This is a genomic window from Mucilaginibacter sp. CSA2-8R, from assembly GCF_038806765.1.
Classification (GTDB): domain Bacteria; phylum Bacteroidota; class Bacteroidia; order Sphingobacteriales; family Sphingobacteriaceae; genus Mucilaginibacter.
This window is the reverse complement of record NZ_CP152389.1, coordinates 3120837-3143475: the sequence shown is the minus strand read 5'-3', so window position 1 is coordinate 3143475 and position 22639 is coordinate 3120837. Positions and strand designations below refer to the sequence as shown.

29 protein-coding genes are annotated in these 22639 nt (G+C 44.1%); 10 read left to right on the top strand and 19 right to left on the bottom strand.

Annotation, left to right across the window (positions count from 1 at the left end):
* Positions 1-148: 148 nt before the first annotated feature.
* Positions 149-1693, bottom strand: coding sequence for an RNA-directed DNA polymerase (locus AAGR14_RS13370; RefSeq protein WP_342644721.1), 1545 nt, complete (start codon positions 1691-1693; stop codon positions 149-151).
* Between the two features lie 395 nt (positions 1694-2088).
* On the opposite strand from AAGR14_RS13370, the gene AAGR14_RS13365 reads away from it, so the two are divergent.
* A complete protein-coding gene (locus tag AAGR14_RS13365; RefSeq protein ID WP_342644720.1) occupies positions 2089-2463 on the top strand; it encodes a hypothetical protein in 375 nt (124 codons plus the stop codon).
* A gap of 323 nt (positions 2464-2786) precedes the next feature.
* On the top strand, positions 2787-3347 hold the full coding sequence (locus AAGR14_RS13360) for a transposase (RefSeq protein ID WP_342644719.1): 561 nt from the start codon (positions 2787-2789) through the stop codon (positions 3345-3347).
* Between the two features lie 22 nt (positions 3348-3369).
* Here the strand turns inward: AAGR14_RS13360 and AAGR14_RS13355 are convergent, their stop codons facing one another.
* Complete coding sequence (locus AAGR14_RS13355; RefSeq protein ID WP_342644718.1) at positions 3370-3549, bottom strand: hypothetical protein; 180 nt, start codon at positions 3547-3549, stop codon at positions 3370-3372.
* A gap of 65 nt (positions 3550-3614) precedes the next feature.
* Between AAGR14_RS13355 and AAGR14_RS13350 the strand changes: the two genes are divergently transcribed.
* Positions 3615-4118, top strand: a complete 504-nt coding sequence (locus tag AAGR14_RS13350) for a hypothetical protein (RefSeq protein WP_342644717.1) — start codon at positions 3615-3617, stop codon at positions 4116-4118.
* Between the two features lie 180 nt (positions 4119-4298).
* Complete coding sequence (locus AAGR14_RS13345) at positions 4299-4688, top strand: hypothetical protein (protein WP_342644716.1); 390 nt, start codon at positions 4299-4301, stop codon at positions 4686-4688.
* A 377-nt stretch (positions 4689-5065) separates the two neighbouring features.
* On the opposite strand, the gene AAGR14_RS13340 is transcribed toward AAGR14_RS13345, so the two are convergent.
* Complete coding sequence (locus AAGR14_RS13340) at positions 5066-5506, bottom strand: hypothetical protein (RefSeq protein WP_342644715.1); 441 nt, start codon at positions 5504-5506, stop codon at positions 5066-5068.
* A gap of 115 nt (positions 5507-5621) precedes the next feature.
* On the opposite strand from AAGR14_RS13340, the gene AAGR14_RS13335 reads away from it, so the two are divergent.
* Positions 5622-5759, top strand: a complete 138-nt coding sequence (locus tag AAGR14_RS13335) for a hypothetical protein (RefSeq protein WP_342644714.1) — start codon at positions 5622-5624, stop codon at positions 5757-5759.
* Positions 5760-5772: 13 nt separating this feature from the next.
* On the opposite strand, the gene AAGR14_RS13330 is transcribed toward AAGR14_RS13335, so the two are convergent.
* The gene (locus AAGR14_RS13330) at positions 5773-6684 is read right to left on the bottom strand and encodes a hypothetical protein (protein WP_342644713.1); all 912 of its coding nucleotides are present in this window, start codon (positions 6682-6684) and stop codon (positions 5773-5775) included.
* A 463-nt stretch (positions 6685-7147) separates the two neighbouring features.
* On the opposite strand from AAGR14_RS13330, the gene AAGR14_RS13325 reads away from it, so the two are divergent.
* Positions 7148-7600, top strand: a complete 453-nt coding sequence (locus AAGR14_RS13325) for a macro domain-containing protein (RefSeq protein WP_342644712.1) — start codon at positions 7148-7150, stop codon at positions 7598-7600.
* A gap of 296 nt (positions 7601-7896) precedes the next feature.
* Positions 7897-8244: a hypothetical protein gene (locus AAGR14_RS13320; protein ID WP_342644711.1), complete on the top strand. Its 348-nt coding sequence runs from the start codon at positions 7897-7899 to the stop codon at positions 8242-8244.
* A 203-nt stretch (positions 8245-8447) separates the two neighbouring features.
* Here AAGR14_RS13320 and AAGR14_RS13315 read toward each other — a convergent pair whose 3' ends face one another.
* From AAGR14_RS13315 to AAGR14_RS13295, 5 genes are all read right to left on the bottom strand, one after another.
* Positions 8448-9776 (bottom strand): alpha/beta hydrolase-fold protein, encoded by a 1329-nt coding sequence (locus tag AAGR14_RS13315; protein WP_342644710.1) that lies wholly within the window; start codon positions 9774-9776, stop codon positions 8448-8450.
* 240 nt (positions 9777-10016) lie between these two features.
* The gene (locus AAGR14_RS13310; RefSeq protein WP_342644709.1) at positions 10017-10217 is read right to left on the bottom strand and encodes a hypothetical protein; all 201 of its coding nucleotides are present in this window, start codon (positions 10215-10217) and stop codon (positions 10017-10019) included.
* A 194-nt stretch (positions 10218-10411) separates the two neighbouring features.
* Positions 10412-11011: a carboxypeptidase-like regulatory domain-containing protein gene (locus AAGR14_RS13305; RefSeq protein WP_342644708.1), complete on the bottom strand. Its 600-nt coding sequence runs from the start codon at positions 11009-11011 to the stop codon at positions 10412-10414.
* Positions 11012-11101: 90 nt separating this feature from the next.
* Positions 11102-11776 carry a hypothetical protein gene (locus tag AAGR14_RS13300; RefSeq protein WP_342644707.1) on the bottom strand — a complete coding sequence of 225 codons (675 nt, stop codon included), beginning with the start codon at positions 11774-11776 and terminating at the stop codon, positions 11102-11104.
* A gap of 3 nt (positions 11777-11779) precedes the next feature.
* Entirely contained in the window at positions 11780-12652 is an 873-nt protein-coding gene (locus tag AAGR14_RS13295) for a hypothetical protein (protein ID WP_342644706.1), read from the bottom strand.
* Between the two features lie 786 nt (positions 12653-13438).
* Here AAGR14_RS13295 and AAGR14_RS13290 point away from each other — a divergent pair.
* From AAGR14_RS13290 to AAGR14_RS13280, 3 genes are all read left to right on the top strand, one after another.
* Positions 13439-14089, top strand: coding sequence for a hypothetical protein (locus tag AAGR14_RS13290; protein WP_342644705.1), 651 nt, complete (start codon positions 13439-13441; stop codon positions 14087-14089).
* A gap of 309 nt (positions 14090-14398) precedes the next feature.
* Positions 14399-14707: a hypothetical protein gene (locus AAGR14_RS13285; protein ID WP_342644704.1), complete on the top strand. Its 309-nt coding sequence runs from the start codon at positions 14399-14401 to the stop codon at positions 14705-14707.
* Positions 14708-14946: 239 nt separating this feature from the next.
* Positions 14947-15351: a hypothetical protein gene (locus AAGR14_RS13280; protein WP_342644703.1), complete on the top strand. Its 405-nt coding sequence runs from the start codon at positions 14947-14949 to the stop codon at positions 15349-15351.
* Between the two features lie 284 nt (positions 15352-15635).
* Here AAGR14_RS13280 and AAGR14_RS13275 read toward each other — a convergent pair whose 3' ends face one another.
* From AAGR14_RS13275 to AAGR14_RS13230, 10 genes are all read right to left on the bottom strand, one after another.
* Positions 15636-15872 carry an SMI1/KNR4 family protein gene (locus tag AAGR14_RS13275; protein ID WP_342648699.1) on the bottom strand — a complete coding sequence of 79 codons (237 nt, stop codon included), beginning with the start codon at positions 15870-15872 and terminating at the stop codon, positions 15636-15638.
* 35 nt (positions 15873-15907) lie between these two features.
* Positions 15908-16336: a hypothetical protein gene (locus tag AAGR14_RS13270; RefSeq protein WP_342644702.1), complete on the bottom strand. Its 429-nt coding sequence runs from the start codon at positions 16334-16336 to the stop codon at positions 15908-15910.
* A gap of 231 nt (positions 16337-16567) precedes the next feature.
* Positions 16568-16741, bottom strand: a complete 174-nt coding sequence (locus tag AAGR14_RS13265; RefSeq protein ID WP_342644701.1) for a hypothetical protein — start codon at positions 16739-16741, stop codon at positions 16568-16570.
* A gap of 254 nt (positions 16742-16995) precedes the next feature.
* On the bottom strand, positions 16996-17436 hold the full coding sequence (locus tag AAGR14_RS13260) for a hypothetical protein (protein ID WP_342644700.1): 441 nt from the start codon (positions 17434-17436) through the stop codon (positions 16996-16998).
* 214 nt (positions 17437-17650) lie between these two features.
* On the bottom strand, positions 17651-17800 hold the full coding sequence (locus tag AAGR14_RS13255; RefSeq protein ID WP_342644699.1) for a hypothetical protein: 150 nt from the start codon (positions 17798-17800) through the stop codon (positions 17651-17653).
* Positions 17801-17854: 54 nt separating this feature from the next.
* Positions 17855-18301, bottom strand: coding sequence for a hypothetical protein (locus AAGR14_RS13250; RefSeq protein ID WP_342644698.1), 447 nt, complete (start codon positions 18299-18301; stop codon positions 17855-17857).
* Between the two features lie 652 nt (positions 18302-18953).
* Entirely contained in the window at positions 18954-19829 is an 876-nt protein-coding gene (locus AAGR14_RS13245; protein WP_342644697.1) for an aldo/keto reductase, read from the bottom strand.
* A gap of 16 nt (positions 19830-19845) precedes the next feature.
* The gene (locus AAGR14_RS13240; protein WP_342644696.1) at positions 19846-20274 is read right to left on the bottom strand and encodes a helix-turn-helix domain-containing protein; all 429 of its coding nucleotides are present in this window, start codon (positions 20272-20274) and stop codon (positions 19846-19848) included.
* Between the two features lie 384 nt (positions 20275-20658).
* The gene (locus AAGR14_RS13235) at positions 20659-21069 is read right to left on the bottom strand and encodes a nuclear transport factor 2 family protein (protein ID WP_342644695.1); all 411 of its coding nucleotides are present in this window, start codon (positions 21067-21069) and stop codon (positions 20659-20661) included.
* Between the two features lie 371 nt (positions 21070-21440).
* Positions 21441-22277: a hypothetical protein gene (locus tag AAGR14_RS13230; RefSeq protein ID WP_342644694.1), complete on the bottom strand. Its 837-nt coding sequence runs from the start codon at positions 22275-22277 to the stop codon at positions 21441-21443.
* Positions 22278-22639: the final 362 nt, after the last annotated feature.

The following is a 22639-nucleotide window of genomic DNA, read 5'->3' as shown; positions in this document are numbered from 1 at the left end:
AAGTAGTTAAGTTGTTTAACGAGTTTCAACATGAAATTTAATGGTCGCAATCTCGTTTCCTTAAAATAGAAATAATAGATGTTCGTCAATCTAACTTTTGGTTGTTGATTTTATGAGTGTTAAACTGAAAGTTTAAAGTTTCGAGATTCTATTTCCTCGATGATTTTTTGTCACTTATTATCATTGAGCAAATAGCTTTATTTAAAATATCTCCTTTTGATGATTCTAGTCCTAACCAATGTTTTGCTTCGTCCTCTGAAAGTATATGTGAAGAATATAATACGGCTCTTCTATCCCAATTTCCAAGAGTATCTAATCCATCTTTGATGTCTTTAATATAAGTGAGATTGTTTTCTCGTCTTGCTATTAATGCTTTTTCTCGTACACGAATTATCTGATTATAATTAATTTTCAACGTTATAGCATTAAAATACTTATTTTGAAATAGTGTAAAAATCCACATGTTTACATAGGCGATCTTTATAAAAGGATTACATAATAATTGAGAGAACTCCTTTTCATAATGGATTACTGTTTTTTCATTTAATACTTTCTCAAAGTATATCACTATTTCTCTTATAACGGGGAGAAGTTTATCGAATTCGGAAAAAATTTGTGGAATGATGCTTTTTACTTTATACTTCCCAGCTTGCCTTAAAATGTGTCGCATTAATCCCAATTCGATTTTGCCGTATTTTAAAGCTTCGTAAAAAAGCATAGGGTAAGTTTCTGATCGGATTTCAAATTTTTTGGCTCCATCTAGCTCCTCAAATTCCGTTATTGCATCTAGCAAAGCATATCCTTCATCCAATTCCTCCAATTTTTCGTGGATTGCTTCTTTCTCTAATCTCGCTTCTTCTTTAAGAAAAAATTTTTTGAAATGAGATACAGTTTTTATTTGAGTCTTATCTGGAGATAAAACGAGTCGGTGTATAGAATAAAGATATCTCGTGAGTTCATGTAAAAATATCTTTGCGTCGTACTCTGACTCAAAAAAGATAAATAAGTCGTCGACATATTGAGCAAAAGAGTCTGTGTAATTTAATATTTTTCGATTTATATCTCCCATAATTGCTTCAGCAATCAAGATACTTGGAGCAGGGCCAACTGGTATACCACGAGAAATATTTGTATTTAATCCTCCCAAAAAAGATTCTATTACCTGATTCGCTTTCGAACCTGCTTCACTAAGAATATTGTTTACCCGGTGCAAATATATCTGATTATAAAAATCGACTATATCACAAATCAGTACAACTCCAGATGGATACTTGGCCGTTAAGTCGGCAGCTTTTTCCATAAAATCTGGATAACCATTTGTATCTTTTAGAAAGAAGGACCCGGTTGTGTCTGGCTTAATGCGATAGGAACATGCAATTTTCCTAATTTCTGGAATTCGATAGGACTCTATCAACATTGCATTCTCAAAAAGTAGAGCTGCATAAATTATACTATCAATAGGGTCTAGCTGATGAATTACCCTAAATGTTCCATTTGCTTTAGGAGCCAGAGAAATGATCGGGCTTTTAGGAGCGTACTTTTCAAGGTCTATCTCCGCTATATGTTTCTTAACGTTAGTCCAATCGCGTTTAATTGCATCAAATTCAAATAATCTGGGAAAAAAGTCACTGTCGTAATAATTGGTTAAATGAAGAAGTGACCATTCTAACGAGGTATCTGATAAATTGTACATAAAGGTTTAGTTATAAAGCTAAATGTATAGATAATCGTTTAAAAATCGAAATTCGCCACCTCCACTGGCGCGAGTATGTCGGGCAGAGCAGTGGCAACAGCTACTCGTGCCTCTGCGTTCATGTTACGAGTAGCAGCCCACATGCCAACGCTACATACTCGCGCCAGAAAAAAATATGCCTGCGCGTTCAGGTCACGAGTAGCCAAACCACGAACCTCGGCGACATACTCGCGCCAGAAAATGAGATGCGTTGTATTTTTGATCAATATACTTACGTCAGGTGCTTGCTTCCACCCGGCCACACCTATATTTGTACAGAGAAAGGGTGTGACACCGGCCGTACAAAGCGGTGATCTTGTGAATTAACTGTGTATATTGTTTAACCATTTAAAGCTATGCCATCAAGCCCATTCAAATACAAGCTCCAGTTTTTTGCGCAAGCGGTAGGCGGCGGTCACAAGAGTGTATCAATGGCTGTTCTTGATGATGAATTGTTTAACTACCACCTAAGTTACTACCTGCTTAATCAGCCCATCGATTATTTGACTAACGACGTTTTGCCCGAGTTGGATAAAGCTTTAGCCGGCCAGCCTTTTGACAGCGACGCCGGAGGTACGTTAAGTTTCCTCACGATCGGCCCGGTACAAAGTACGTTTTCAGGAATCGATGAGGCCCGTGCCGATATTTCCGTCTCCACTACCGACCTGCGAGAAATTATTGCTCAATGGACACAGTGGGTAGTTGCCAATAAATTACAGGATTGGGTATGAGGCTATCAGAGACCTCCTCTGCCGCGAGTATATCGGGCAGGGCAGCGTAATGGCTACACGTGCCTTCGAGTTCAAGTCACAAGTAGCAGCCCGCATGCCAACGCTACATACTCGCGCCAGTAAAAACTTGCCTTCGCGTTCAAGTCACGAGTAACGGCCCGCATGCCCCGCTACATACTTGCGCCAGTAAAAACTTGCCTTCGCGTTCAGGTCACGGGTAGCTAAGCTACGAGCCGAAACTGCATACCCGCGCCAGAAAATCGGAGTAACGAAGCAAGCACAGGCCGTTGGTGCCTAACCCATAAGTTTTATCTTAGCCTGCCATGAGTACTAAATATAAAATAGGCAACCAGGATAAACGCTACTTTGTAAGTTTCGCGGTGGTACACTGGATAGATTTATTTGTAAGGCCCGGGTATGTACACGTGATGCTTGATAGCTGGCAGTATTGCCGCAGGCATAAAGGACTCGAAACCTACGGTTGGTGCATCATGAGCAGCCATGTGCATATGATTATTGGCACGGTAAAAAATGATATGCCCGATATTTTACGCGATATGAAACGACATACCTCGCAACAGCTGAGGCAAGCTATCCAAACCCATCCGCAGGAAAGCCGGCGCGAATGGATGCTGTGGATGATGGAACGTGCCGGTCGTAAAAATTCGCAAAATACCGGTTTCCAGTTATGGCAGCAAGATAATCATCCTATCGAATGTACCACGCACGCCATCCTGCATCAAAAACTGGATTACCTACATCAAAACCCGGTGGTGGCCGGACTGGTAGAACCCCCCCAGGACTGTCTATACAGCAGTGCCCGGAACTACTACGGCTTACTTGCACTGTTGGATGTAACGTTGATTGACCCTTTGTTAGTTTGATGGGTTGCTTTTAAGTTTGCGTTCAGGTCACGAGTAGCATCCACATCGGCCCCGCTGCATACTCGCGCCAGTTGACAGGCGCATTTTGCCGGAAGTGATATTTTTGTACCGGGTCTAATCGGCAAGCACCAATCAGTCCCTCGCTTGCGCCCGGCCGCATGCAAATTTGAGCAAAACGTGTTAGCTTAGCAGGATTATACATGCACTACATAGCCGCGACAACAAAAATCATAAGCTAAACCAATACACAAACTTAACGCTAAAAACATGGCCAGATCAATCTACTTCACGCTTGATGAAAATCAATCGAATGATACCGATGTACGGTTCCAATTCGGAGCTTATGCATTGACGCTTTTTTATGCCAAGCAAATAGACGAATCGAAAGCGGAAGAATTATTTAATACAACTTTAACTGAGTATTGCTATAGATTATATCATAATTTGTCGACAGAAGGTTACGATAGTGATGATGAATCAGTACATTTTGACGCTAGTGAAATTATGCGCGTCATTGCGTTTATAGACGAGCAAGTTGTCCCTGCCTTAGACGCTGAAACAATTCCTTTAATAGAGAAATACGGAGGAGTAAAACTTTTTCAAACAAATTTTGATAATGAGGAAGGGTTTTTAGGTCACCTATCAATATTTGAGGATGAGGTGTACAATGACGATCCTGAAAGTTTAATTTATAATTTGGAAAGATTTAAAGCCTTACTTCAACAATCAGTTGATACCGGACAGGAAATGATAGGCTTCTTCGAATTTTAGATTCTCCGCTCCACTGGCGCGAGTATGCCGGGTAGGGCACAGCAATGGCTACTCGTGCATTTGCGGATGGTTTGTGACAACGCAAACCACAGGCTGAAATGGTTTGATATTTCAGTGCATCATATTCCCTTTTTTACTTGTTATATGGTAGTTCACATTCTTAAATTGATTACTTTGTGAATGATGTGGCTTAAATTTTACTTCTTTACTTTTTACCATCATTTTAAAGAGAAAAACTATAAAAACCACAGCCCTTTATGGTATAGGGCGATGCTGGTAATGGCTTTAAGTCTGTTTTTTATTTTCCTCACGCTTTTGCTCATCATCAAATTTTGTACAGGCTACATATTCATAAACCGCATCAATGCTGCAATTTTTAGCGCATTAATGTTCACTTTTATCTATCTGTCGTTCGTTAAAAACGGGAAAGCCGAGCGTATATACGATGAATTTAAAAATAGTGAGATTAACACCATGCGCAACCGGACATTAGCTTGGGTTGTATGGGGATTAACTGCATTTGCCGTGGTAGCGCTTCTTATTATAGATAGAGAGGTGCTTCACCATTAATTAAGGATAGTACATAGTCCTACAGCGCCCCCTTTAGCGCAAGTCTTAGTGCAGCTGCCATGTGCGAAAGCTTGACTTGTGCTTCGGAGGTAGGAAGCGGTTTTGTATCAAACGTGGTCGGCAAGCACAAGTCAGGCGCTTGTACTTTGCCCCGGGAACTAATACTTGCGCTTAAGACAGTCTGAAACTAATTGAAAAGCTGCCACCGGATGGACGTTCACACCGTTCGCCACTATAGGCTTTCTTTGCTGAAATAAGCTACAGGCACTTCTTTAACAACATCAAAAACTTACGGGTATAAAAAACCTAATAGGATGCATAAACAGGTATGCCGCCTATTGGCTAAGTTTTGGATTTACAGACTTTCGTTACTAATGTTACTTAAATACTGTATTTTCTTTCACATACGCTATATTATACGGATCAGTTATAACATACAGACTCCCTTCTTCTTTGCTTTTTTGGGGATTATAATAAATTGTAAGATCTTTAGAAACAACTTTTACTGAATCTCCCAATTTTCTATCAACTGAAACTGTACAATATAATTCAGCCGAATCCCCAGTAACCCGATAAGGATAAATACCTCCTTTAATCTGTTTATTAAATTCATCAACACTTGATCTCACATGCTTTAAAGTAATGATACCGAAAGCATGATTAGTTGATCTTTGTATTTTCACGACCACTCCCTCAAATAATACATTATTATTCAAGGAATCATTTAGTTTTATTGTCTCTTCACCTGATTTTTGATTATAGTAAAGAACCGAATAAAAAAAACCTATCAGCAAAATAGCATATAGAAAATACCTCATTATATAAATCTAAAATCTATTAATTCTGTAAATTGTACCTGTTGCTATAGCAGAACCCACAGGATTTAGTGCGTTAAATACCCTGTCAATAACACTTCTCTGTGCGGTAGGCTTCATGTCATTTGCAGTATATCGCTGGTGTTATCACCATACTAACCGCGGGCAGGTTTTAATTACTCACCAAATAGCATGGCGTATGGTTGGCGGCCACCCCAATCATACGCTTAAATATCAAATACGCATCAATGGTTAGCGCTTGTTACCCTTTACACCAGGTCTTTAACTTCAGTATTGTTTTTAAGGTATCTGCCGATGATGGGTACCCGCTGGTCATCTACAGTAACGCGGGCATGAAAAACCTTTAAGTCGCCGGGTTGCTCATACCGGTAGGAGATAAAATAAAACGCATTATGGCCACCCTGCCAGTTCAAAAAGCACGACAAATACAAGGTGCTCTGACCGTCCTTGTCTGCATTTAAGTGCCCATTAAAACGCGTGGTTACCGGAAATGCACAAATCACCTTTTCAGACATTCCGGGCAGTTCCCAGATTTTAAAATCGGTGTTTCTCATCAAATCTTTGCGCACTTTTGCATCATGCAACGTGTATTTAAACGTTGTGCTGCCCGGCGTGTACATATGTGGCTGCTCGGTATCGGTTAGCTGGTCTATAACAAAATCAGACCCGAAACTTACCAGGATATGTTTAATAGGCTCGGGCCTGGTATTAATAAGCTTCAATACAAAATAATAACCTGCGTTTAGGCACCAGCCGTCGTTGCGGCTTCCGTCGCTCACGCTGTAGCCTTTTATCGAAAGTACGGGTACGTTTTCCGTAATCTGGTTGGCCTGTGCTTCCTTTTGCAGGTGGGCATTATGTTCTTCCTGCGCTTTGATGTCCTCGTCGGTTTCAATAAAAACCCTTTTAACCTGCTCCAGGATGCCTGGCTCTTTTTCGGTGATGGTTGCGGGGCTTGGGCTTGGGGCGGCAGGCGGGTTTTGCTGCGTTAGGTAGTCGTTGGCAACCGTGTAAACAGACATCTCGTCGATAATTGTCTGCAGTTCTGCTAACTGGCGGTCAACGGCTCCGTCAAGCGTTTTGCGTATCTCGGCCATATCAGGCCGGCGCGACCGGCGCCGGTAATTTTCTACAGCCCGGGCCAGGATGTAGAAAGCCACTAAAAAAATAAATATAAATATGAAAAAGTTAATGCTGGGCAAGGTATGACAGTTTAAGTTTTGTTGCGTTAAAGCTACCGTATTTTTTAAAGACGACCGTATACTTTAAAGCATATTTGCCAAAACAGTTTACCAGTGCGGGCAGGGTAGTAGCCGTGCCGCTTTTGTGCAGTAAGTGCCTTGTATGCTGCCGCAAGCACCGGGTTTGTGATTGCGGGGAATGGAAACCAATGAGTGATTTTTGAATGAGTGAATGAGCGAATGCTCGTCGCGGGAGTTGGTAGTGAGGGTTCTCTCTTTGAAGTTAGTGAGCCAATGAACAATGCTTATGCACTCATTCAAAATTAACTCTTCGACTATCATTGCAGCTTGTGGCTGAAGACAATACGAAACCAAAGGCTGAAACTGTCCAAATTTCACTAACTTAGGTAGCTCATAATAAATTACAGCCAATAAAAAATTTATGATTAGCTATGTAACCGGCGATTTGCTCCAGTCTGACGCTGACGCGCTGGTGAACGCCGTGAATACTGTGGGGGTGATGGGTAAGGGCATTGCGCTGCAGTTTAAACAGGCATTCATCCACAACTTCAATGTATATGCGGTCGCGTGCAAAAATAAGGAACTGCAGCCGGGCAAAATGCTGGCCGTAAAAGACCATAACCCGGTTTACGGCGAAAAGCTGATTGTTAACTTCCCCACAAAAGTACACTGGCGCAACCCATCAAAACTGGAATACATCCAGGATGGTTTGGTGGCCCTGCGCCAGTTGATTATTGACGAAAACATCCGCAGCATCGCCATCCCACCGCTGGGCGCTGGCAACGGCGGGTTAAACTGGGCGGAGGTAAAGCCATTAATGGTAAATGCCCTGCAAGACTTGGATGCCGTTGTACAGGTGTATGAACCTCATTAAAATGTTTAGTATCAATGCCCATTTTCGCGAAAGGCTGGGTGCAATTGCCGTACGGGTAAGTCTGGTTGGTGCATCAATCAGCACAAAGCCCAAGTCTTGCCAGTAGCTTAACTCTCGCCGTAAGACTTCAATTAACAAGCTTGTTTTTTTTCGTACGTTTATCGGACTTGCCTGCACAAAAAGCAACTTGCCGACGCCTAATGCTTTAAATACGACTCACTATCCAATTAATGAAAACCTGCATCAAAATCGTAATTTGTTTAATAGTGTGCGGCTTGAGCGCATGCAAATCAAAGATGGTGTACGTAACCATACCTGACTTAGGATATATATCTACCAACGATAACGAGCGGAAGCAGGAATGTATTTTGGTTCAGCATTATGTAAATGATAGCACCCACAATGAGCAATTAGATAAGTATGTTGCAGAGCTTGCTACCGTGAGCACCAATCAGTACCAAAATTATGAAGTCATTTTTATCAAAGAGTCGTCCGTTATCAATCAAAATAGCCTTAAGAAGTATCATGGCCTTGATGTTGATTTTATTAACCAGTTAAACTCGAGCATTTTTAGAAAGTATAAATATCATCAGGGGCAACTCATCTCTATCAAGCAGAAAAAAAATGCTGCAGACTTATTGTAATGGTTTAAACGCCTGTTAATGCAAATTAACCGGCATAAGTCTTTCAGGCAGGGTAAGACTTGTGGTTAGCAAGTCGAGAATAAACGAATGCTTACTCTTATAACTGCAGCCTGCGGTTGGTGTTATCGCCACACCGCTCGCAGACAGTTTTTATTACCCGCGGCGTAGCGTGGCAGATGGTTGGTGACAACACCATGCATAGGTTAATCGCAAACAATCGTTATGGCATTTACCCAGATGGCTTTTCGGTCATGGTCGGCTTTAAACCGGTTGGCAAAAAAGGAATCGTCGGGCGTTATTTTGGCGTCGTGTTTCAGCTTTCCGTTTACTACAATTTTAACGTTTTGGGTAAGGTCAACCATTTGAGGGCTAATGAGTACTTTAAATTGCTTAATCCTGGACGTTTGAAGGTCAAACACGTTGTTTTTAAAAGTGCCTTTTACCGCCGCCGCCGGGCCATTGTCGTAATATTTTATGTTCATCCGGGCGTGAGTAGTTTTATTGTAAAATCGTATGTCATTGGGTTCGGCCCAGGCAGCTATGGGTAATTTCAAGCCCCAATCGTCTACTTCCAGCCAATCGCAGCTGTTATTTAAACGATTGCCGGTTTCCCAATATACGCTTTGAGGGTAGGGGTTGCGTTTAGCGGTGTTTACAAAAGTTAGAGCACTGGTAAAATCTTTGTCCAGGTGCAGGTCAAAGTGCTTGTAACCCAAATATTCATGGTACTGCACCGGCGCCTTCAGCGAGTCGAGATATTGTACAATGACACGGGCCTGCTGAATGGGCCGCAAATCATCCTTGTCTGAGTGAACTAAATAAAGCGGCCGGTTAACAGCATTGTGAATGTAAAAATCATGAACAAAGAGATTTGCGAGCATGGAATTGTAGCTTACAAAGCCCGCAAATAAAGTGGGGCGGTAAACATCCAACGCAAAAGCTCCATCGGCCCCATCCGAATGCCCGAACGCAAACACCTTGTTGTCATCGATATTCACTACTTTTTTGACGGCATTGATAATGGATATTAACGCGTCGAACGTAAAGTTTTCGGTAGCGCCATATTTGTTGGCCGCCCAGTTGAAGCCTTTGTCGCGGTCACCATAAGGCATGATCACCAGGTAACCGCTTTGGCATAGCTTGTTGTAAAAAGGGTCATCGGTGGCTTCATTCTTTACATCTGGATGAAGCGCATCAGAAAAATGAGAGGCACCCACCGCGCCATGCAGCAGTAAGATTAAAGGCACCGGTTTGGCGGGGTCGTAATTTGGGGGGATGTGCAGCCTGAACGGAACCTTCCCGACTTTGGCATCGCTGATCTTATAAACCTTTTGGCCACGGTAGCTGGTTAACGGCGGGTACTTAAAATCGGCTATGTTTACCGGAGACGGAGCCTGTTTGGTGTTGGCGTAACACCGGGGCATCTGGTCAAAATCGGTCACCTGCGCATGGGCCACAGGCCGAGTAAGCAGCAACGCAAGGCTCAACATCAGAAGCCATCTGCAGTGATGTAAGAAAATAGTTTGGGGCATGCTATAGGGTTTAGGTTGATAATTTGTTTTACGTAAAAGTAATGAATGGTATGCTAAAAATATCTGTAAGATATTTAACGTTGACCTAAAAGTCGTCTTCACTGGTGTGAGTATGCGGGGCGGGTTTAGCAAAGTGGCTAATTATGCCTGCGTAGATAGGTTACGAGCAGCCAGCTTAAACTATGTGAATACATAATTGCACTAACAAAAAAGCAGTAACTGAAGTTGCAAAGACGTCCGTTACCTGCGTTTAGGAAATAAGCCGTAAAAGAGCCGTCTTAACCATTTACCCTGTTCTTCATAATAATCCCGGAATTTACCCGGCTCATCATCTTCTTTAACAGGACCTTTGCGCAATGTCGCATAAATTGAATAAGCTAAAAAGCAGAAACTCAGCGCTGGCAATATTATAAACCGTATCACTTGTTCTGCTTTGCTCATTATGTATGGGTTTATTTCAAATTTAGCTTTAAAAAGATTAGTTAACAAACCTCATTTAATGTTATGGCTCACTTGGCTATGCTATTTGCAGCCTGTGCCTGCTATCATCACCGCACCACCCGCGGATAAGTGTTCGTACACGCTGCACAGATCACGGCGCACAGTTGCTGTCAGCGCAAACCATAGGCTGAAGCTTATCTGAAGCCTACTACATCCTTTCGCACCTGAGTGCGCCATTGTTTGCCATATTTGAGGTCGAGATAAGTAAAAACTGTTTTGTTGTATTCTTTGATGCACTTTCTGTTGGGTGGGGTGCAGCCATAATCGTGATAACTCACTTTGTACTTTCGTTCAAAAAGTTCCTGCCCCTGGTAGTAAACAGGGGCATAGCCGCCCGCGAGTAACAATTTTGCTTTACCTGCCTGGATGTCCTGCTGTGCTTGTAATGCGTCCACTTCGCAAACGTTGAGTATTATATCGAAGCTATCAACCGGGCCATCCTGAACGGTGACTGCAGTGTCAATACGAAAGTGTTTATTTTGTAACCGATACTTGCCGTTTGCTAAACCCCGAAATGTAAACCGGCCCAGGCTATCGCTGTTGGTGGTCATTAAAGCCTTGTTATTTCCGTTAAAAATGGTTAACGGTATCGTCTTTAAAAACAAGCCATTAACCACGGTGCCTCTTACGTTGTAAAAGTTGTTTTGGCCAAAGCCTGGTGTAGATACCACCAAGCAACAAAATAAGCACCATATTGCAACTAAACTTTTGCAGGCTGAAGATGATAGGTTCATACTTTACTTAAGGCAATGTAGTCATCTTTCCGTTTAAAAGTGTAGGCGTTTACCTCTTTTCGTAAAGCTATCTCCACCATTTAAATCGCATCAATCCATACTTTTGGGAGGGGCAAAGTATCCTTGAATCACATCCCTGCTTTGGTGTTTCGTCGCGTTTTGATGTCTGCCTATCCAAATATCGCCCAATCGCTTTGCGTAATAAACGGTACCGTCCGGCTGTTTTTTTCTCACATAACCGTCAGATAGCAGGTCATCCGCAGTAAAGTCGGCATCTTCAAAGTCGTCTTCAAAATACACCTGCTCGTCATCAGCTAAAATCCAATCATACTCGTGCAGATTGTAGTTAAGGCCGCCTAACTTGTTATACGGAAATGGTTTGTTTAAATCCGATTCCCAACTAAAACGCCTGCGTTCGCCTTGTTGCGCCATCTTATAGCAAATGATTTCTGACCGGATGTAAGCCGGGTCGTACAGCCATAATTGTAAATCGAACGGAATGCCTAACTGCTCGAATGTTGCCGTCCAGGCATTATAAGCCGTAACCAGTTTTGCAATTATAAGTTTGTAGAACCACAAAGGAGGGTTGCGTTTAGCGGCATTGTAAAACGGCGATACCGTGTAGCGCTCGTAAGTGTGACGACCGTTGTTGCTGACAAAGTACTCGGTATACGGCTGTTTAATTTGCTCGCCCCAACGGTTTAGGTGCCTTACTCTGCGCTTCCAGCCTCTTATCTTCTTTTTTGCCGAATGGTGTCGCCTCATCGCTTATTCGAGTTCAAGAACAACGTCCGAGTACTCACACAAGGTTATAACGCTCCAACTGGACAGTACCCTGATTAGTGCCGTTTTATTGGTGGCCGCAAAGCCAATATAACGCTCAGACGGCGCCTCGCGCTCCTGGATGTCCTGGTCATGATGTTCGTGCGGTACACCTTCGCTGCACTGTTTACATAAATACCGGATAGTCGACCAGTCTTCCATTTCAATTTCGGCCGCCTGGCAAAGCTCATCTAATTGGTCAATATCGGTTTGTGTGCCCGTATAAATGGTGGCCGAATAGGTATGGTATTGAGATGCACTCAGCAACTGCAGCTCATTGAGTACCGGGTATTCCACTCCATTGCTGATGCGGGTGCCTACCGGTGCGCCGTCGTTAAGTACCAAATCTCCGTACCTGCGACCGCTGGCTGCAAAGGGAATGTTTAAAATAACAGCCCTGGCCGGGTCAATCCGCTTACACCATACCACCTCAGCCGCTCCATCAGGATTTAATCTGATGGGGGTATTTCCGATGTTCATCGATGGCTCGCTATCATTTACCTCGAGCGATAAGCCGCACTTAATCCATGCCGTTTTGGCCATGCGCCAGTCTTTAAGTGCAGTTGCTGCAATACCCAGGTTCCACCAGGTAGCCTCGCTCTCAGCATCAAGCTCCGCCGCTTTTTTGTTGTGCTGATAAGACAGTTGCCAGTTGCCTTTGTACTTGTAATGCAATGCAAGGTTATAGTGCGCCGTTGCCGATTCGGGCGCATCTATAATGGCCTGAAGGTATGAGCTAAGGGCATCGTTCTGCCCATCCTGTTCTTCAGGTGCAATTTCTTGCTTTACCAAGTCTTGTGCAGAGGGGGTATCGTTCATTGTCTGAATTGTCAGTTAAGGTTTTGAGGTTGTTTTTGCAGGGCAATTTAGCAATCTTTCGTTATCTTCAAGTAATGAAGCCGTTGCTTAAATGGAGAGTAGTTGGTGATAACACATCACCGGCTGAAATAACAAAGAGTGAATGAGTGAGCAGTAAATGAGCGAATGATTTTAATGTGTGGTTGTGCAAATCTGCAGATGGATGCCAATGAGTGACTCAAACGCAGCGTGTCATCTTGAGCGATAGCGAAAGATCTTGATACTCGCGGAAATGAAAACCTTTTCACCAAGTCTGTACTCTTGATTTGGCTTCCGTGCAGCCTGTGGTTGGTGTTATCACCACACCACCCGCAGACAGGTTTTGTTATCCGCTTCACCTGCGTGGCGGATGGTTGGTGACAACATAAACCACAGGCTAAAATAGCTGCAAAAAAGTAAGATAAGCTAACTCCAAAAGTATACTCGCTTCCTGTTCGGGAGCGAGGCAATGTAAACCGGCATAAACTGTAAGTATTGTAATAACTATGAGCAAAATGGAGGTACTTTTGTCATGTATAAATAGCTATCTATTTCCTAAACATAAGATATAACTCAAGTGCAGCCAGTTCGGGGTAATTGAAAGCTCCTTTCTTTTGGTATAATTGTAAGACTCTTTGTGGTTGGCAATTAATTTGGAGATAGGGTGTGCAGTCAGTAAACCATTGTGTAAGTGCAAAATTAAATTCATAATTCTCTCTTTTTCTATACCAATTAACTTTGTTGCCAAAGCAGCTAAACCATATTTAAATGAAGATCAGATTAATTTTTCTCCTGTTAGCATTAGGAAGCATCCAAACATTTTCGCAAGTCAAAGATGACAAAGAAGTTAAGCGAAAAAGAGCTGTAGAGCTTAATAACAAGGCTGTTAAAACAATTTTCAGTGCAGGAAAGAGAGATGATCTTTTCCGACAGGCGATTCAGCTTTTGGATAGTGCAATAAAGCTTGACCCTAAGGTAACAGCTTCGTATCAAAACAAAATTCAAGACTTAATAGCCCTTGATAGATATAGTGAGGCTATCAGCGCAGCCAACGCTTCATTAGCTATTAAACAGGATGTTGGAATATTAATTTACAAGGGGATTTTACTTGAGAAAACAGGTCAAATTAGGCTTGCAAAAAAAACATATAAAAAAGTAGAAAGTATCTTCACCAAGTTTTATAATGCTCATCCGGCTCTTGGGCCACTTGAGCGGGTTGCCATTGCAAAGTTTCTTGTTTCTGATAGAACAGACGCCTTGACCTACTTTGAAAAAGAAGCTACTAAATTTGTCTATTCATCATCAGAAAAGGACAGGGATAAAATTAAAACTGAACTCAGCACCATCACAAAAGATATGCTGTTGGGCAAAAATCCAACAATATATATTCACGCACCAAAGAACCCCAACTTGTTGTAAAATAATCTTTTCTTTATCTGATGTGATTATACTGCAACACGATTAGAAAATACCCCTTCAACGCAAGCCCTATTGCGGCTGCCATGTGGGAAAGCCTGACGTGTGCTTCATCGATAAGGCGTGACTTTGTAACGGACTTGATGGGCAAGCACAAGTTAGGCCCTCGCGCACCGCCCCATGGCACTAAGATTTACGCTCAAAAATAGGCATGATCCCTCTGGCCGATAGGAAGGGTTTATTAACTGAATGGAACGAGTTTAGGCTGAGCTGAGATAATTTTTGAGCGATAAAAGTTATACCTTCACCATTATGACTATCGAAGAAAGAAAATATGATTTATCTACCCAGGTTTACCGGCAATTAGTCAAAAACATTACCGAGAACATGAGGTTTTTGTATTTAGACATCGATATGGAAGAGCACGACATGATGCTCACCGCTTACTTTGCTACCGAACCTACCGAGGTAGAACTTGAACTGCTGGACGACATTGCCACCAACAGCAGCGCACCGCTACCCGACTTTTCGGTGAGTTATAATTACAAGCTAACCAGTGAGCACCAGGAAAACGAAAAGCATGATTACCTGATATTTGCCTATTACGACGGGGAGGACTAAGGTCCAGCGTCTGTTTGATTGGTTATTCCGCTGCCGTAAGCCTCCTTGCTTGTGGTTTTGAATAGGTTTATCAACAGGCCATTCCGACGACTGAACCACAAGCCAGGATACTGGTGCTAGCGAGAAATGGATTGCTAATTTATAGCCCCGGCGTACTATCAACGAAACAAAACTTACCCAAGAAAAATACGTACACAACGCTGTAATTATACTTAGCTTTATATCTACCAAACCAAAACATGTACAACGTTGTCAAATTAACATCTGCTAATACCTCCAGGTTGGGGTACGCTATTATCGGTTTATCGGCCTTAGTGCTTTTGGTATGCTCATTCGGGTTGTTCTCTTTCGGGATGAGTGCGGAGGGTACAAGGGTCACCATTAATGTAAGCCAGGTGGGTTTGGCCGTGGGTTTATATTTAACCGCGTTTGGGAACAGCCATCAGCAGTCGGCCTTAATTAAAAAGCATAAGGCCCAAGCCGCTAGCTTTACACTGGTTTTTGCCATGAGTTTACTCATTGCCGTTGCCCTGGTAACGGGGCTGTCTCCGCAACGTATGGGCATCACCAGCAGTGATTTATCGTTGATGGCTATAGTTATATTGTTGGTGTACAACGTGAGTCTGCGCAGGTACCGCGATTAATTTGGGTTTTTAAGTAAGTTTTTTATTTTCGAAACACCAGGGTCTGAAAGGCTAATCTATCGGCACGTGAGAGTTCGGGTTAGATAGTCGCTGACCTATGCTATTAGATATGTTTGGCCGGGCTAAGCGTCATCGCTGCCGCAAGCCTGTGGCTGGTGGTTTTTTAGCCGGTTTATCAATAAATTCATCCTTTGGCCATACCACAAGCGGGACGCTTGCGGCAGCGAGGCGTTGTCACCCTACTGCTGTTACACCTGCTGATGCAGCTCACTTTCACTTAACCATCACCCCAGCGTATCTTCCTGTATAAAATCATAATCCTTATTGATCAGCATTTGCAGGTATGCTTCAAAACTTTCAGCTATAACCGTGATCTCGTCCGGGTCGTGCAAATAGCGGATCACCTGGCCATGGGTTCCGGTGGGCGATGGGCTGAAATCAATCATCAGCTCCGAGGTGCCCCCGTTATTCATACAGTCAGCAAAATGCAGCCAGTTAAGGGTGTGCGCATTATCGGTAATCCGTTCATCTATCTCTACATCGCTATATTCCCGCGTTACATAGTGCCAAAAACGCTTGGAAATCTGTTTACCTGCCTTATCTGGCCGGAGGATAGCAGGTAGTAGGGGTATTCCTCCACGTCCGATCCTAATAGGTAAAAGGCTATTTTTTCGCCGGCGTACTCGCGGTGATATGTGCCATCTGCATAACTAAGTAAACTCAGCAGCGCATCTGGTACATCGTTATACAACTGCCTCAGCTTTTTCAAATTGGCCGGGGCGGCGCCTTGTTTAATTTGTTCAAAATGATGCCACAGCGCCTGGCCGTTGTTTTGCGCATAGGCCTGTTGCAGGCCCGACAAGTATTGCTGCACCGTAGCATTGCTGCCCGATTGCGGGATAGCCGCTGACCGGGAAAATGAGCCGATAAGTGATTTAAAGAATGAAAACATCTGCAAATGGTGACCGGTTAGTTTCGGCAGCACCTATGCTAATTAATAAAAATTTCGGCAGATAAAAGCTACCCCAAATTTTAAACGACCGGGTTGTGCCTGTATACAAATGTATGAATATGTGCAAAGCCGTTAACCTACAGAATTTGTAACCACAGGCTCCGAGCAAATCAGGCTGAAAGCACCAGCCATTTTCATCTTTTTGCGCATTGGTAACCCAGTAACGTTACCGGCTTTGCATCAGTGCAACGTGATTAGTGCTGCCTATTTGCTCAGTAACTTGCGATACGTGCTCCAGCGGCTTAAGCGGGCTATACGGTTTTGCAGTATAGGGTCTGTTTTGCGCTGCACAATTTTTTTGCTGAGGTTATGATTGGCCTCCAGGGCGTCATCTACGGTTTTTTTTAAGGCAATCAGGTCGTCAACAGTATAGCTCATAGTTTTGCGAAGGTGCCGTTTTGTACGAAACCGACACCTTCAAGGTTACATTGGGAAGACAATGAAAGGGCTTTTGATGTGCGGATGGTTGTTGATGTGCAGATTTCAGATGTGCGAATGTGCAGATGAAAAAGGAAAATTCATCAATATCTACGAAAAGGGATGCATTTTTTTAATCATTTGCACATCTACATATCCGCACATCAACACTCATTCACTCATTCAAAAATCACACATTAGCTTTCATTCAATCATTATTTCAAAGCAAACACCGCCAGCAGCCACCATATAAATAGTCCGGCCGGAACGAGGGTTAGTGCTACCCGCAGGGGCGAGGTTAGGGTGATGGCCGGCGAGCCGGTGCGGATCACTTTAACGGAGGTAAACATGCCCAAGTAAAATATAACCGAGGCTACCCCCATTACCGCAGTGAGTAGGCCCGACTGCAGGCCTGTATCCATCAGCAACCCAAAAAACATGGGCGACGTAACGGCCAGACAAATTACCCCCAGCCAGGCTGCAGGTTTAATTTGATACAGCGCCAGGGCCGAGGCTATGACAAATAGCACCGCCGCACCGGCCAGGCATAAAAACGGATATATAGAAAGCGCCCCGTCGGCATAACTCCATACCAATAAGGTACAGTAAAATATAAACAGGCCGTATATTAAAAACAGAAAATAGAGGTTAAGCATGCGTTAAGCAGTTGTTGCACGGGTTAAATGCGGGCTATAAAATAAAAGCTTTAACCCCCTAACGCTATTTGTTGCGGTTTGTGACAGCGCGGCGATAATATTTATTAACTTTCTGGCAAATGCCACCGCCAGGGCATGCGCCCCCATACCCCGGCTCCATGCTTTGAGCTTTTTGGGGTGGTTAACCTACGGCAGTACAGTAAAATAATGAACCTTACTCGTTGCGCTCCAGGTTGGTGTCCATCGGGTTTACCTCGGTTTCTTCTTCGGCTTGCTCAGCTTCTTGCTGGCGTTCGGGTTGGCGGGCTTGTTCGGCTAATTTTTCGGCCTCGTCGGCTGGTATAGGTAGTTCTTTCGGATCCATGTTTGGGTAAACCCATAGGGATGGTTTTTGTTTAGCGCGGTATCGGCCTTTTGTTTATGAGTTGCCGGTTACCGGGCGAAATGAGGTGATGAAGTTAGCCAGTAATGCTATTAACCCAACAAACAGCGCGGCTATGATGACAACAAACGGTAGCACCATCATCAGATAACGTCCCAAGCTTGCCCAGCGCGATACATTGTAATGGAACACGGGTTCTGGGTTAAGCAGTAAACTATGACAGCTTAAAAAGGCCAGTAAAACGGACACCGTATGCACCCACTTTAACCGGGCCGATTTAAGCACGCCCGATCCCACCACGTTTACACCCCAAAGCACCAGCAGCAGAACCGCCCAACACCTTAAAAAAGGTACATATGGGATTACGATATAAGTGTCGTGTAAATTGATGCTTAGTAATTGGCGAATCGGCAGTAACGATAGCAGTACAGCAGTTAGTCCGGTGAAAGCCAGCAGGTGATAAGGTTGTTGACGGATATTCATAAGTATAGGTGTGTAATGGTTTTAGGATTGTTTGGTTAAACATAGCTAACAATGAGGGCGTTTGCAAATATTTTTTGGTGATAGAGGCGTTTTGGGGAGTGATGTGAGGGTAAAGCAATTTGTTATCTCGAACGATAGTGAGAGATCTTGATACGTGTAAGCATTGCAGTAAGCGCATTGGTTCCATGTGCTAAGTAATTCGCTGTTTCTGCACTTTTGGACTTGAGGCGGTGAGTGTTTGCTTAATGTAGTCTCCTCATTGCCGGAGAGGCTATTTCTTTTGTCATAGCCACAAAAGAAACAAGACTTAGCGTAGCGGTCTCATGAACACCTGTAGAAAACAAACAATAGGTGAATAACGGCCTAGCTGTTGCGATTACCTCACCACCGCACAAGGCCCTCGCTGGCCCGGGCGCAACAGCGGGCCTTTGCGCTTTTTGCCCCCCAGCCCCCTAAAGGGGGAGCTTTTGACGGGCATAGTGACGTTAAAATGGGGCGCTGCCGCAAGCTTCTTGCCTGTGGTGTTGCGAAGATGCCGTAAAGGCTATAGCTGCCACAAGCCGGAGGCTTGCGGTAGCAGACCTTCATGAGGCATCGTAATTAACGGCATCATCTGGTTACAGGGCGTTCACCTGTTAATGGCTCAGGTTAATTAGCCTAAAAATGTTATATCATCAGGCGTGAGGGAGATGTTGGCGGCCTGGATGTTTTCTTGCAGATGGTTAATGGAGGTGGTACCGGGGATGGGTAGCATCCAGGACGAGCGGTGCAGCAGCCAGGCTATATTGAGCTGGGCAACGGTTATGCCTTTGGCATCGGCTACAGTTTTCATTTTTTGCTGATCGGCCGGCAACGAGGTTTGGAGCGAAAAGAAGGGTATAAACACCACTTGATGCTCCTCGCACAAGGGCAGTAACTCGCCACCCTGAAAACCATAGGCACTATCGGGGTCGGTTACTCTTTGGGTGTAACTATACATGTTCTCAACGCTGGCAATTTTGCCCATATTTATTGCCTTACTAAACTGCTCGGTACTTGCGTTCGAGAGGCCGATGTGCAACACTTTACCTTCTTGCTGCAAGGCTAACATTTCGGCAAAGGCTTCTTCGTAATCGCCCGGACTACCGGGTGCTTTTCCGAAATGCACCAGTGGCAACTGCTCCAGCTTAAGCTCCTTTAAATTGTTTTCTACACTTTTTCTTACTTCATGCGGCTGTGCAAAGGGCAGCCAGCTTTTATCCGCACCACGGGTTCCGCCAACTTTGGTGGCAATAATCAGGTCGGCAGGGTAAGGGTACAGGGCTTCGGCCAGCAAGCGGTTGGTTACACCGGGGCCGTAAAAATCGGCAGTGTCAAAAAAGTTAACGCCTAATTCCATCGCTCTTCTTAACAGCGCAATGGCGCCATCACGGTCTTTGGGTTCGCCCCAAAAGTCATCACCCGTTAGGCGCATGGTGCCGTAACCCGGTTTGCGGGCATGCAACGGCTGGCTGGTATTGGCTCCAATTATTATCTCTTTGTTACTCATATGCTTTTGTTGATAGTTATTGTTGGCTAATGGCCTCTGCACCGGTACTTAGGGGTGCAGCAGTATCGGTGGCTTCCTGCCTCCGGTAAGCCGATGGCGTTGAACCTGTAAACCGTTTAAAAAACTTAGTGAAGTTAGAAACATCATAGTCCAGCCGGTGGGCTACCGATTTAATGGGCAGCCCGGGGTTGGCCAGTAACTTTTTAGCCTCCACTAAAATGCGTTGCTCGTAAAAGTGGCAGGCATGGTGCCCTGTTTCCTGCTTAATTACCTGGCTCAGGTGTACAGGATGCAAACAGATGATGTCGGCAATATCTTTAAGCTCATACATAGCTGCCACACGCCCGGCCATAAAATCGTTGATGTGGTTATCCAGTACGTGTTTAAACTGGGCCACAATTTCGGCCTTTCGCGATACATACTCTTCCGGAAGTTTTTGCGCCATAACCTCTTTTTTATAAAAGCAATATTAGGCAAATCCAGTTTGGTAAAATGGTGAAGTATCAAGGAAATGATAAAATCTGCATCCCTGCAATTGCTGGATTTATTGCGGCATGCGAGGTGCAAAGTAAATCGCTGCTCCTGTAGTTTTAAACTTGATAAAGAGACAACTCACTTGCTGCAGTGTCTAATAAAAGGCCCTAAACGTAGTTAGCCTTACTGCCTGCTATCAGGAAAGTTAATTTTACGGTTAACCAATCAATGCCCTTAAGAAAGAACGGAGCGGGGGAGGCTGCGTGGCTACAACTGTGTACCGGCCTGGATATTAGTAGTCGGATTAAGGATAGTCTCGATTTTAAGGGATGATGAGCGGCCTGCCGTCCAAACGCTATAACCGGCGGTCTGCCTCGCGGATGGGCACATCGTTGATGCTGGCGTATCTTTTCTGCATCAGGCCGTTGGCATCAAACTCCCAGTTTTCGTTGCCGTAGGCCCTAAACCATTGGCCATCGGCGTTATGGTACTCGTACTCAAAACGTACGGCAATGCGGTTATCTGTAAAGGCCCAAAGCTCTTTTTTAAGTTTGTACTGATGCTCGTTTTTCCACTTTTGAGTTAAAAACGTTACAATTTCGTCGCGACCGTTTACAAAGACCGACCGGTTGCGCCACTCGCTGTCTATGGTATACGCTTTCGCCACTTTTTCGGGGTCTTGGGTGTTCCAGGCATCTTCGGCCAGTTGTACTTTTTGCAGCGCCGTTTCGTAAGTAAAAGGCGGCAACGGAAATTTTTGTTCCATAGTTAATATATTAACGGTAAATAATACCGCCAAAGGTAGCACTGAGCCGGGCCGGGTTTATGGCGTTTTTGACAGCTTTTGTGGTACTATTTAGCGATGATAGTCTTAAAGATAAGATAACCCCTTCATCCTCCCGCTGTTGGGCGCAGCTTTTATGGTGTACACTATAAATCAACCCTTAAACTTATAGCTTAAAAAAATACTCGCCCACTGCAACATGCAGGCGAGTGGTCTGAACCGGAATTTATAGAATGGTAAGAATTTGCATAATTAATGACCACGGTGCCCATCAAAGTTCTACTAACCGGCCCATCCCGCAAATCAAACTTCTGCTCCCCCTTCAGGGGGCCGGGGGGCTTGGGCTGGGGGACTTAAAAAGAATGCAGCCGGGTAACCAGCCCCTGGTAGTTGCCAAGTTTCTCTTTGATTTCTTTGGCGCTATAGATTACGTACGTTTCGTCCCAAATTTTATCCATCAACCTATACAGGTAACTCAAACGGCCATGAGGTGTAGTAACTTTTCTATGGTTGTGATGCTGCCTGAATGACTTTGCTCTGGGTTTTAGTTGCATGGCAATGTCGTACTGCAATCTGTCTTCCTCAAATTCGGCCAGGGCCAGCTGATGGATGTGGTGGCCGCGTTGCCGGTTAATTTCGTTTATCAGTTGCCGTATTTCTAAAGTGTATTCATCATCGTCGGCCCGGTTGTAGTGGTGACGATTGACGTATATATTTACCTCGCCGCTGTAACAAATCATGTAATCGAGCAGAGTTCGCAAATCGTCGGCCGTGGTACGGGCTAGTAAATCGTCTTTTCCGGTAAGGGCTTCAACGTCATAATGCCACGTAGTTGCATGAAACGCACGAACCGGCGATTTTGAGGGTATTTCGGCAAATAAATCCAGCCCGTAAAAGCGCATCTCCTCATGCAAACGTTTTTCCATTACAAAATAGTTTTCTTCCGGATTTTCCCGTTCGGCTTTCTCGTAAAACCAATTAAACAAGCTCCACATTTCCTCGATGGATAGCAGCTCTACATTCTCATCAATTTTGAGCAGTATGTTTTCAAAAATCACCGGCTCGTCATAGCGCGACGTAGGCAACTCGGCAATCTGCTGCCGGTAATCGGCAGCTGCGGTAAGCAAAGCCGGCAAATTTGCACGGGCAGCTTCTTTATCAAATCTAAAAAAGTAAAGTTCTTCGGCCATTGGGTTTTATCAAAAAATCAAATCTACTCATAATGATGATGATTGATGGTTGGGTGGGGTAATAATTAAGTTGGTTTGTGCGGGATTTGATATAAGCCTGTAAGATTCTACTTACTTCATCCCTATTTAGCGCAAGTCTAAGTACGGCTGCTTGATGTGGTGGCCTGACTTGGGCTTGGTAATAGAAAAGCACAAATCAAGTTGGTGTTCGGTCGGCTGCTCTCTCTCTTGCACAAAAAAGTTTTATATGATGGCTTGAGGTGCCGGGGCGGTATTTTTACGCCCCACCCGTCATGCCGAATTTATTTCGGCATCCCACATGCTAAGTGATAGATTTGCAGGCGCGAATGCCTGGTGGTTAA